This is a genomic window from Acetoanaerobium pronyense, assembly GCF_017874355.1.
Taxonomy (GTDB): Bacteria; Bacillota; Clostridia; order Peptostreptococcales; family Filifactoraceae; genus Acetoanaerobium; species Acetoanaerobium pronyense.
On sequence record NZ_JAGGLI010000052.1, the window covers coordinates 1 to 12,100 of the forward strand.

The window sequence follows — 12,100 nt, forward strand, 5'->3', positions numbered from 1 at the left end:
TTTTCACCTAATAGGTGTAAAAGGCTACGCCTTTGTAAAGCTTACGCTTAAATGCTTTTAAAGATTTTAAAAGAAGTGTATGAATAATTCAGGTTTATTTACTTAGATCCCATTTTCTTACAGTTATATTTGCTTGCCCATCAAATGATATTCTCTTTTGATTTTCTTGGGGGTAAATTCTTGTTGTAAAGACTTTCTCACCTTCATTTATAAAAATTTCTAAAGAAGATGAATCTGAAAATATTTGAATATTTTTAAGACTTTCTATTTTTGTTTTTCTTACTGTTCTGCCGTATCCTGATTTGCCGTGATTAAGAGATATTGTTTTTGATTTATTATCAAATAATATTAAAGTATCTTCTCTTAAATGAATTTTAATTTCATTTTTAATCTCTTGAAATTCTAAAATCATTTCATATATATCACCATACAATTCTTCTTGCTTAGTTCTTCCATATACTTGTATTTTGTATTCAGAAAGTTCTTTTCGAAGTTTTTTATATTCTTGTAGTGGTTTTTGTATTAATTTATTATTCATTATTAAAAGTTCTCTAGGAATTGTCATAGCATGTTGCCATCCATATTTTATAGTTGGATTTGAATATTCACTCTCTATATCAGGAAGCCCCATCCATGCCCACATAATTCTTCTTCCTTTACTGTCACAAAAAGTTTGAGGTGCATAAAAATCAAATCCACAGTCAAGTTCCAAAAAATCCGTTTCTGGATTAAAACTTCCCACTGAAAAATCTGATTCTCCAATAAAATATCCTGATTGATAGATATTGTTGTATTTATAGCCATCTGGTTTTAATCCTTGAGGGGAGATGAGTAATATCTCTTTTTCATCAAGGCTAAAAAAGTCAGGGCATTCCCACATGTATCCTAAGTTTTCATATGGCCCTGCAAAAATACTTTTGAAATCCCAATTTTCTAAATCATAAGACTGATATAGTATGATTTGTCCTTTGTTATTAATATCTCTTGCCCCTAAAACCATATAATAAATATTGTTTTTTGAAAAAACTTTAGGATCTCTTATATGAGTGCTAAAACCTTCAGGATATTGATTGCTCGGTATAACATTTTTTTTATTCGTTATTTGATCCCCATCTTCACTTATCGCATATATCGTATTTTGTTCTCTTCCATCATTGATATAATCATAATCACCTGTCATTTTGACATTCCCAGTGTAGAAAAAATGAATTTTATCTTCATTTACAAAAGCACTTCCTGAATATACTCCATGAATATCTTGAGGCGAATCCGGGTAGAGCTTTATCCCTTTATCTTCAAAATTAACCATATCGTCTGAAACTACATGTCCCCAGTATTTTAATCCTCCCTCAGCATTAAGTGGTGAATACTGATAAAAGAGGTGATACTTACCTTTAAATTCGCAAACTCCGTTTGGGTCATTTAACCATCCAATTGGAGGCATGACATGATATTTAAGTCTCCAAGTATCTGAATTCACTTTTTCTAGGCTCAAATTTAATGCATTTTCAACGCTTATTTTTAATTCTTTTTGCAAAACATTCATTATAACTCTCCTTGATATCTAAAAACTTTCTAATTTTTATTATTTAACTTAAATTTTCCATAAATTCAATGGTTTCTTCCATAGTATGCATAGCATCAACTGCTCCATTTTTTGTCGTTGTAAGGGCTGCATAAGCATTGCAAAATCTGAAAATTTCTTTTAAATCCTCTTCTATTATATTTTTCAAACTTAATATATTCATAGATTTTGCCAACAATTTAAAGAGTAAAGCTCCAACAAATGCATCTCCTGCTCCTGTAGTATCGCATGCATTAACATCAAATCCTGGAAATTCGAATCTTTTATTATCTTTTGTTACTATTAATGATCCCTTTGAACCAAGAGTATATATAACCCACTCAACATTACCAATAAAAAGACTTTTAATAGCTTGTTCATTATCTTCTATTCCAGTAATGAAGTTTAGCTCTTCATCCGATATTTTTAAGATATGAGCATAAGGCACAAACTCTCTAATTGCATCTAGGCAGCTTTTGCTAGATTCCCATAAAGGAAGTCTTACATTAGGGTCAAAGCTAATTAACGTTTTAGTTTTTAAAGCTTTCTCAATTAACCTTTTATGTGCTTTTTTTACAGGAGCATCTATTAAATCTACAGAACAAAAATGAAGGATATCTCCTTGCTTTAAATTGATATCTTCTACTTCCTCTTCACTCAATAACATGTCCGCACTGGGATTTCTATAAAAAGAAAAATCCCTTTGTCCGTCATCTTTGAGAGATACAAAAGCAAGTCCTGTCTTAGCTTTATTTGTTTTATAAACCCAGCTTGTATCTACTTTGAACTCTTTTAGCTTATCTATTATATATGATCCAAATGCATCTTCTCCTACTTTTGAAATAAAAGTACTATTTCCTTTAAGCTTAGAGACTGCTATCGCTACATTAGAAGGAGCTCCTCCCATTACACGTTTGAATCCTACTACATCTTTTAGTGAAACTCCAATCTCATTAGGTATAAAATCAATAAGAGCTTCACCTATAGTATATACTCTGTTTTTCAATTTAAATTCACTTCCTTATACTTTGATTTTATCTCTAACAAATATTTTCACCTCTATTTATCGTAGAGCTTAATTAATTTCCTCTGCTATCTTTTTTCCTTGTGCTCTCACTAATATAAAAGCTACTATAAATGAAATTGATATGACTATTAAATATTGAATCATGCTTGCTAAACTACTTGTGTATAATAAAAGTCCTGGAATAAACGTGATACCCATCCCCGTAGCTTTAAGTCCAAGTATATACGTTGCAAGTCCGCCAGCTGCTCCTCCTATCATTCCAGATACAAAAACTCTTATGTTTCTAAGCGTAACTCCAAAAAGCAGAGGTTCTGTGATTCCAAATAGAGTGGATGAACTTGAAGAAATAGAATTAGCTCTTTTTACTTTATTTTTCATAAGAAGCGTAGCTGCAATTGCAGCTCCAAACTGTCCAGCCATACTAGCTGACATTAAGGGATTTAATATATTAGTTCCAGTCTCAGAGAGCAATTGAAGTTCAATCATTCCAAGTGAGTGATGAAGTCCTGTAACCACTAAGAGCTGTTGAAGTGCTGCAAATGTCATATATCCTATTCCTAATGGAGCTTCAATTACAAGTAGAATAAATTCTATAACCCCTTTTTCTAATTGATTCAGTAAAGGGCCAAATACTATAAGCATAAGGAATATTGTAAATGTAATCGTTATAAAAGGTGTAATTATAAGATCTATAATTTGTGGCACAAAATTACGTAATTTTTTTTCGGTTTTTGATACTAAATATCCCGCAAATATAGCTGGTATAACTGAACCCTGATATCCCACTACTGGAATTGACATTCCAAGTAAATTGATAAATAGAGGCTCTGAATTACCACCTGCCACTGCCCATGCATTAGGAAGTTGAGGTGCCACCATCATAAGACCCACAACTATACCTATTATTGGGTTTCCTCCGAATTTTTTAGTAGCACTATATGCTATAAGAACTGGTAAAAAAGCAAATGCTGTATCTGTTAGCATTTGAAATAATGTTAACCCAGTTGATGAAAACTCCACTCCTAGCTCCATAAGTAATCCCCTTATTCCCATGAGAAGTCCAGTTGTTACAAGTGCTGGAATTAAAGGAACTAAAATATCTGCTAATGTTCTTACTAGCTTTTGTCCTAAATTCATATTTGAATATATATCTTCCTTAAACTCTTTACCCTCAAAATTTAGTTCTTCACTTAATTCATTATTGATTTCATTTACCTTTCCAGTCCCGAAAATAAATTGGTGCTGTCCTGTATTAAAAAAATAACCTTTTGCTCCATGAATACTTTCTGCTTTTTCTTTATCAACTAGGGAGTCGTCTTTTAAAATTACTCTAAGTCTGGTTGCACAATTCTCAAAATTTTTAATATTTTCTTTTCCTCCAACTACTTCTAAAAGTTCTTTAATCGTTTGACTATGCTTCATTTCTCATACCTCCAATTTTAAATGTGTAATCGATTACATAAAATTTATAAAAATAAAGGAAATTCTATTTATCAGGATTCCCTTATTGATTTTACAGTGTTTCTTATCTTGATATCAAAACTTAAAGTTATATTTTGCACATTATTATTTTTGGTATTTATTAAATTTATTAAATTATTACATGCTATTCTCCCCACTTCTTCATGATTGTAGTGCACTGTCGATAAAGAAGGTATGAAATATCTAGACATTTTGCTATCACCTATTCCAGTTATGGATATATCTTCTGGAACAGACATGTTATTATCCTTGATGCAGTTTATTGCTCCAAATGCCATCTGATCTGTAACGGACATTACAGCAGAAGGTTTTCCATTCTTTAATATTTTCCCCATTGCCTTATATCCAGATTCAAGAGAAAAATCACCTATCTCAACTATATTTTCATCTACTTTGAGATTGTTTTCTTTTAGAGCATCTAAAAATGCTTGTTTTCTAAGTTTTCCAACTGCAATATCTTTTTCTGTGACACCTATGAATCCAATTTTTTCATGGCCTTGTTTTATAAGGTAATTTACCATAGCTTTTGCAGCATTATAATCGTCATGAACAATACTTGTGAATCCTTCAACTTTTTGACCTATGAAAACTATTGGCTTATCTATACTTTTTGCTATTTTAAGATGTTCATCACTTATAATTGTAGCCATTATAATAATTCCATCTACAAGATTACTGGTAAAAATCTTCATATAATTCAATTCTTCTTCCATTTGAAGATTTGTATTTGCAATAAGAAGATGATAATTGTTTTCTTTAGAAATAACTGTAATCCCATCTACAACTTTACTCGCTGTCTCTGTGCTTATTTTCGGTACTATAACCCCTATAATATTAGTTTTTTGTATTTTTAGGGATTTAGCAATTTCATTGGGTGTATAATTAACCTCTTTTATTACCTTCATTACAGCTTCTCTTTTTTCATTTTTTACATATCCAGAATTATTGATTACTCTGGATACTGTTGCTACAGAAACTCCTGCTAACTGGGCAATATCTTTTATTCTCATATTTTCTCCCATATGTAATCGTTTTCATATATAATATAATAATATATTCTTGTTGTCAATAAATAATAAAATATTTATTTAAAATTTGTTTTTAGCTTTAAACTATGCTAAACCCTTTAGAAATAGAAGGATAAAAAAATTATTTGTCGAATATAATTAACTATAGTACTATGATTTAATCTTACATTCCAAGTTAAAATATGTTAATTTAATATGTAGATAATTAGTCACTAAAGAAAGGTGATTTTAATGGATAAAGCTAAATTTATGATTGTTGATGATTCTCCGTTTTCAATAGCTGTAATTAAATCTATTCTAGAAGATAATGGTTATGATGTTGTTTCAACGGCTACTAATAAAACTGAAATGCTACAAAATGTAATTGATTCTAAACCGAATTTTGTAACTATGGATATGACTCTTCCTGGAACTAATGGACTAGAGTGTACTGAACTATTACGTGATATAGACAAAAATATAAAAGTTATTATTATCAGTTCTCTTAAAGACAAAGAGCTTCTCAAAAATGCCTATGCTTTAAAAGTATCAGGATATATCCAGAAACCAATTGATGAAGAAGAGCTGCTAAATATTATTAAAAAGTTAATTGATTCTGATAAAATCTATGAAGAGCTTCAAAATACTCAGTTTAATATATTTAAAGAAGCTTTTGCTGATGGAATAAATAAAATGACTAAAACAATAGTTACATTTGGAGAAGATAGTAAGAATAGTAAATCAGAAGCTTCTAGAGGTGTTTCTTGTGTTATTGGCATAATCGGAAGTTTTCCAGGGAGATTAATCATAGATATGTCTATGGAAACTGCCTCTAAAATCACAGACACTATTTTTAATAGAGAAAATAAAGGGATGGATGAAATAATCAATGTAGTATCTGAACTTACAAATATAATAGCTGGAAATGGATGTTCAGTATTGAATAGAAAAAACAGTGTACTGGGCTTAAGATTATCTCCTCCAACTATTTTTTACGGAAACTCTCTTCATATATCGCAAACAGGAAGCGATTCATATACGACAAAAATCTTTAGTGAGTTTGGTGAAATGACCTTATATGTAGGCTTTTCAAAAAGTGATAAACAATTGATTCAAACAAATCCTTACTTTTAATCTAAAACAATATTTATTAATACAACAAGCTTCTTAGGCACCCATAGGCAATATTTGACTATGGGTGCACTTTTCATTACAATTATAAAAAAATTTCAATCTGTAAAGATTTCAAAAAATCTTCAGACTCTTCTCTAGTCGAGAAAATAATAATTTTCTTTTCCTTATATTTTTTGAGTAATTCATAAATCATAGGTTTAGTTTCTATATGGAAATTTTTAACAAAGTCAACAAATTCATTATCTAGTTTTTCTTCTATCCACGGCATATCATCTCTTTCTTTGCCTATTCTACTTTCTATCCCTTCCAAGCACTTATTTAAAGTATAATCCAGAAAAAATACTGTGTCACAATCCTTGAGGCGATTTTCCATTGTAGAGATATAGTTTCCATCTATTATCCACTCATCGTTTTTTAATATCTTATCAAGTTCTTCAATAAGTTTTTCATTTCCAATAGTAGTTTTGTCAGATTTCCAAAAAATATTATCCATATGATAAAGCTTTGTTCCTGTTTTGAGACTTAAACTTTTAGAAAAATAACTTTTTCCGCTACCTGGTGATCCAATAACAATAATTTTTTTATACATTTTTACCCTCCGTAGCAATTGTATCACTTCTATGATAAATCTTGTTTTCTTTTTTAATTGTTTTGTAATAAATCATAGTTCTTATACATCTAATCTATATATCTAAAATAAATTCCACATCAAAAACAGCCTTGATTTTTTATATCAAAGCTGTTTTTAATGTATCTTATACTCTAACTTCTGATTTGATTCCTAAACTATCTTGATTTTTTTCTAAAATCGGATTCACAATCTCATTTAAAAATTCATCTACTTGTCCGGGCGCTCTCCCTATAAAATTCTTTGCATCTAAAATAGAAGATAGTTCTTCTTTGGTCATTTGAAAAATTTCATTAGAAGCTATCCTATCGATCAAATCGTTTGATAAACCTTCTTCTTTAACCTTTTTTGCAGATTCCATAGAATGAATTCTGATATGCTCATGTAATTCTTGTCTGTCTCCTCCCCTTTTTACAGCTTCCATCAGAATATTTTCTGTAGCCATAAAAGGAAGTTCTTCCTCAACATGTGATGATATGACTTTTTCGTATACCACAAGGTTGCTTGATACGTTTAGATACAAATCCAATACTCCATCCAATGCTAAAAAAGCCTCAGGAACTGAAAGTCTTTTATTTGCCGAGTCATCCAAAGTTCTTTCAAACCACTGAGTAGAAGCTGTGATAGCTGGATTCAATGAAGTAACAATAACAAATCTAGCTAAAGATCCCATTCTTTCTGTTCTCATAGGGTTTCTTTTATAAGCCATAGCAGATGAACCTATTTGATTTTTTTCAAAAGGCTCTTCCATTTCCTTTATTCCTTGTAAAAGTCTCAAATCATTACTAAATTTATATGCGCTTTGTGCTATTTCAGAAAGTGTATTTAGAATTATTGAATCTATTTTTCTCGAATAAGTTTGCCCAGTTACTTTGTAACTTTCTTTAAAACCCATCTTTTCACTTACAATCTTATCTAATAATTTTATTTTTTTCTCATCCTGATTAAAAAGCTCCATAAAGCTTGCTTGTGTTCCAGTAGTTCCCTTTACTCCTCTAAGTTTTAGGGTATCAATTATAAAATCTAGCTTTTCTAAATCTATTACCAAATCTTGTATCCAAAGAGTGGCTCTTTTTCCAACAGTAGTAAGCTGAGCAGGTTGAAAATGAGTGAATCCAAGAGCAGGGAGATTCTTATAATCAATTGCAAATTTTGATAGCTTGCTAATTGCATTTATGATTTTTTTTCTTATGATTAACAAAGCATTTTTCATAATAATAAGATCAGTATTATCTCCTACATAGCAGCTAGTTGCTCCAAGATGAATTATCCCTTTAGCTTTTGGACACTGAACACCATATGCATATACATGACTCATCACGTCATGCCTTACTTCTTTTTCCTTCATCTGCGCCACTTCATAGTTTATATTATCAATATTCGATTTAAGTTCTTGTATTTGCTCATCAGTGATATTTATACCTAATTCTTTTTCCCCTTCCGCAAGGGCAACCCACAGTTTTCTCCATGTCTTGAATTTCATATCTTCTGAAAATAAATAAGACATTTCTTTTGATGCATATCTACTATTTAAAGGTGTGTTATATAATTCTCTCATATTTCCTCCGTATGAAATGTTATTGAAATCAAGTTTTAATAAGATTTATATTATTTCTCACTGAGCATAAAAATCTATATTTCATGGACAACTATAGTTTGATCTCTTTTTGGTCCTACTGAAACAATCGAAATCTCGACTCCAGTAAATTTCTCTATTCGTTCTAAATATTTTTTTGCGTTTTCAGGAAGTTCATCATAACTTCTTGCATTAGCTACTTCTTCTCCCCAACCCTCGAATTCCTCGTAAACAGGTTTACATTTTTCTAAATCACTTAAACTTGCTGGGAAATAATCTATCACTTTTCCTTCAAATTCATATCCAACGCATACCTGAATTTTTTCTAGTCCTGCTAAAGTGTCTATTTTTGTAACTACAAGACCTGTAAGACCTGATACTCTAGCAGATGTTTTTAAAATTACAAGGTCAAGCCATCCGCATCTTCTTGCTCTACCTGTTGTAACTCCAAATTCTCCACCTTTTTCTCTTATCCAGTCACCAGTCTGATCATTTAACTCAGTTGGAAATGGACCTTTTCCAACTCTAGTTGTATAAGCTTTTGCAACGCCTACAGCTCCAGTCATTAAAGTTGGGCCAATACCTGCTCCTGTACATACTCCTCCGGCTATAGTATTTGAAGATGTAACAAATGGATAAGTGCCATAATCTATATCAAGGAGCATTCCTTGAGCACCTTCAAAGAGTACTTTTTTATCGTTTTTGATTTGATTGAAAACTTCTACTGAAATGTCTTTAACAAACGGTCTTAATTTTTCAGCATAAGTCAAATACTCATTATATATTTCTTGAAAATTCAAAGGCATTTTTTCATACAATTTAGTAAGTATCTCATTTTTATCATCCAAGTTTTCTTTTAGTTTTTCACTAAATACCTTTTGATTTATTAAATCGCAAATTCTTATTCCACATCTTTCAACTTTATCTGTGTAACATGGCCCAATACCTTTTTTAGTAGTTCCAATATCATTTTTCCCTCTTGATTCTTCTTTTAAGGCATCTAATATCCTATGATATGGCATTATAACCTGAGCTCTATCGCTTACCATTAAATTCTCTGGTGATACTTTGATACCTAATTTTTCTAAATAACCTATCTCTTCAAAAAGAGATTTTGGATCTATGACTACACCATTTCCTAGTATATTTAATTTTCCATCGTATAAAATCCCTGATGGCACTAAGTGAAGCTTGTACTCACTCTCGCCCACAACAACTGTATGTCCTGCATTGTTTCCACCTTGAAATCTGACTACTACATCTACTTTTTCAGCAAGGAAATCCGTCATTTTACCCTTGCCTTCATCTCCCCACTGAGCTCCTAATACAACAAATGCTGACATAAAGTTCCTCCTTAGAATTCTAAATAAATAAAAATAACATATACTCATGTTATCAAAGCATATTTTTAGCGTCAACATTTTATCGAACATTAATATATTTCTAATCATAATTATTCGATATATTGCCCATAAGTTAATTATATACCTACACAAATAGTTCCGTATTTTTTATTTGATATACCTTTAGTTTAGATATTTCTTTATAACTTCCCATACTTTAAGCTTTTCCTCATATGTTCTTATATTCTTTCCCGGAATTGGACTTGTAGATGGTAATTTTATATAATCTAGATTAGGAAATTTATTGAAACCGATTGACTTCCTAAAACTATCAAAAGCTTTTCCACCGTTAAAAGCAATAGCTTTTATATTTGGATTCTTCTCCAAAAGGGATGTTATATCATTTGATTTTTCGTTCTTTATATTCACGTCAAGACTTCCTTCTCTTTCACATTTTTCTATTACATCCCAAAGAGCAATACCTTTATTTTTTATAAATTCAATTTTTTTATCATAATGATGCTCAAAGTCCGCATCAAACAAATCAAAAATTATTTTCCAAAAATGATTTCTTGGATTTCCATAGTATTCAACTTTATTTAAAGACATCTTACCAGGCATTGATCCTAAAATAAGTATTTTAGAATTTTTATCTACAATTGGTTCAAATGATATTAATTCTTTCATAAGCCTACTCCTCATCGCTAATTTAAAGTTCTTTACATTTTTAAATAATTCTTTATATATATTTATTTCCATATTTTCTAAATAATATCTTTTATATTTATATTATTTTCTAATAAAATATAGCCTGTAGACTATGCAATGTGCATAAGTCTATAGGCTATTCCTATCAGACTATTTAACAATTATATTTTAATTCACATAAAAAAAATATTATTGATTATTTCTTTTGCTTCTTTGTCGTCAAAGTCTATACTCCCCGAAATATGAACCACTTTATCCTCTTTACGAAGAATCAATTCATTAAATTGTTCCTCATATGCCAAATTATCAGCATTCCAAAACTCTTTTTTCTCATTATCTTCTCTTACATCTCTGCTAAACAAATATGTTCCTCTCCATCTTATCCCCCTTTTTATATCCTCTACAGAAGTTTTAAAAACAACTTCTGCAAAATAAGGGTTTAAAGCCTCATAATATCTAATGTTTATTGCATCTGATTCACTTATTTCTTTATATTTATAATGTTTTGGAACTATAAAGCTCATACTATGGTTAAATTCTTTTGTTGTAGCTTCATCTTTTTCATCAGTAAATTCGTTTAATGTAACAAAAGGATATCTATCTGCTTTATAATCTACATCAATAGAAGCTATTTGCTGTTCCGGAGTAAAATTGTGAATTGCAACTACTGTGATTCCTATTAATAAAATAGCTATACTTATATATATAATACTATTATCATTTTTTGATTTTTTAATGAAGTATCTTAGAACAAATCCAATAGTCTTCCCCGAAAAAACAGGCAAAAATGCGAGTAATACTGTATCAAGCATAAAGTAGCTATCTAAAATAGCACTAATGAAAAAAATTATAGCAACAGACCATGGCACTATATTAAACCAAAATCTTCTCTTTTTTGCATTTTCAAGTGTTGGTATTTCAATGCAACGTCCTTCATTAACATCTTTTTTATTCTGATATATTCTAGTTATCCCATAGATAAAAGAAATAAAAAAGGATAAAAAGACTAAAAGAAATAAAAAAGTGACTGCCAGTCCGAGCGAAGTTACTAAGGTGGTTAGTGAAATAGGAAATAGTTTTGAAAGTACATAAATGGATATTGCTCCTACAAAAATTAAATTTATTATCTCCATATTCCATAGTTTTGATTCTATTTTTTGTTTTTCTAATTTATCTTCTGTTTTAATTGCTTCTTTACTTCCATCAATAGAGTAAAAAAATTGAAGATAATCTTGAGAAGTAATATAATTCCATCCTTTATTTTCAAATTTTTTTCTATATTCTTTTGCTTCTATACTGTTTTCTGACTTAAATGGACCTCCTCCTTCAAAAATATCAACATGATATCTCAAACTTTGAGGCTCAATTTTTTTAAATGTTGCTATAGTCTTCCCAATTTTTTCTAGCATCCACCCTTTTAAAGCCATTTGCTCTAAATATTCTTCAGTAGACTTATAGTCAAGTGAATAAAAACCCCAATAAATTCTCTTTTTTTTCATCAAATCTCTCCCTTTTCGAGATTTTTAATTAAAATTCACCTGAATTATTCATACATTTCTTTTAAAATCTTTAAAACCATTTAAGCGTAAGCTTTACAAAGGCGTAGCCTTTTACACCTATTAGGTGAAAAT

At 30.1% G+C, this 12,100-nt stretch carries 10 protein-coding genes; 1 reads left to right on the forward strand and 9 read right to left on the reverse strand.

Features of this window, described 5'->3' with window-relative positions:
• Positions 1 to 94: 94 nt before the first annotated feature.
• The 4 genes from J2Z35_RS13980 to J2Z35_RS13995 form a co-directional block, all read right to left on the reverse strand.
• Positions 95 to 1,546 carry a glycoside hydrolase family 32 protein gene (locus tag J2Z35_RS13980; protein ID WP_209662020.1) on the reverse strand — a complete coding sequence of 484 codons (1,452 nt, stop codon included), beginning with the start codon at positions 1,544 to 1,546 and terminating at the stop codon, positions 95 to 97.
• Between the two features lie 43 nt (positions 1,547 to 1,589).
• Positions 1,590 to 2,570, reverse strand: a complete 981-nt coding sequence (locus J2Z35_RS13985; RefSeq protein ID WP_209662021.1) for a carbohydrate kinase family protein — start codon at positions 2,568 to 2,570, stop codon at positions 1,590 to 1,592.
• A 69-nt stretch (positions 2,571 to 2,639) separates the two neighbouring features.
• Positions 2,640 to 4,013 carry a PTS transporter subunit EIIC gene (locus J2Z35_RS13990; protein ID WP_209662022.1) on the reverse strand — a complete coding sequence of 458 codons (1,374 nt, stop codon included), beginning with the start codon at positions 4,011 to 4,013 and terminating at the stop codon, positions 2,640 to 2,642.
• A 71-nt stretch (positions 4,014 to 4,084) separates the two neighbouring features.
• The gene (locus tag J2Z35_RS13995) at positions 4,085 to 5,083 is read right to left on the reverse strand and encodes a LacI family DNA-binding transcriptional regulator (RefSeq protein ID WP_209662023.1); all 999 of its coding nucleotides are present in this window, start codon (positions 5,081 to 5,083) and stop codon (positions 4,085 to 4,087) included.
• Positions 5,084 to 5,332: 249 nt separating this feature from the next.
• Between J2Z35_RS13995 and J2Z35_RS14000 the strand changes: the two genes are divergently transcribed.
• Complete coding sequence (locus tag J2Z35_RS14000) at positions 5,333 to 6,214, forward strand: response regulator (RefSeq protein ID WP_209662024.1); 882 nt, start codon at positions 5,333 to 5,335, stop codon at positions 6,212 to 6,214.
• A gap of 82 nt (positions 6,215 to 6,296) precedes the next feature.
• Here the strand turns inward: J2Z35_RS14000 and J2Z35_RS14005 are convergent, their stop codons facing one another.
• The 5 genes from J2Z35_RS14005 to J2Z35_RS14025 form a co-directional block, all read right to left on the reverse strand.
• Positions 6,297 to 6,803 (reverse strand): P-loop NTPase family protein, encoded by a 507-nt coding sequence (locus tag J2Z35_RS14005; protein WP_209662025.1) that lies wholly within the window; start codon positions 6,801 to 6,803, stop codon positions 6,297 to 6,299.
• Between the two features lie 166 nt (positions 6,804 to 6,969).
• Positions 6,970 to 8,400: an adenylosuccinate lyase gene (gene purB, locus J2Z35_RS14010; RefSeq protein ID WP_209662026.1), complete on the reverse strand. Its 1,431-nt coding sequence runs from the start codon at positions 8,398 to 8,400 to the stop codon at positions 6,970 to 6,972.
• A gap of 74 nt (positions 8,401 to 8,474) precedes the next feature.
• On the reverse strand, positions 8,475 to 9,761 hold the full coding sequence (locus tag J2Z35_RS14015; RefSeq protein ID WP_209662027.1) for an adenylosuccinate synthase: 1,287 nt from the start codon (positions 9,759 to 9,761) through the stop codon (positions 8,475 to 8,477).
• A gap of 183 nt (positions 9,762 to 9,944) precedes the next feature.
• Positions 9,945 to 10,520: a DNA-deoxyinosine glycosylase gene (locus J2Z35_RS14020; RefSeq protein ID WP_245330926.1), complete on the reverse strand. Its 576-nt coding sequence runs from the start codon at positions 10,518 to 10,520 to the stop codon at positions 9,945 to 9,947.
• Positions 10,521 to 10,642: 122 nt separating this feature from the next.
• The gene (locus J2Z35_RS14025) at positions 10,643 to 11,968 is read right to left on the reverse strand and encodes a DUF2812 domain-containing protein (RefSeq protein WP_209662028.1); all 1,326 of its coding nucleotides are present in this window, start codon (positions 11,966 to 11,968) and stop codon (positions 10,643 to 10,645) included.
• Positions 11,969 to 12,100: the final 132 nt, after the last annotated feature.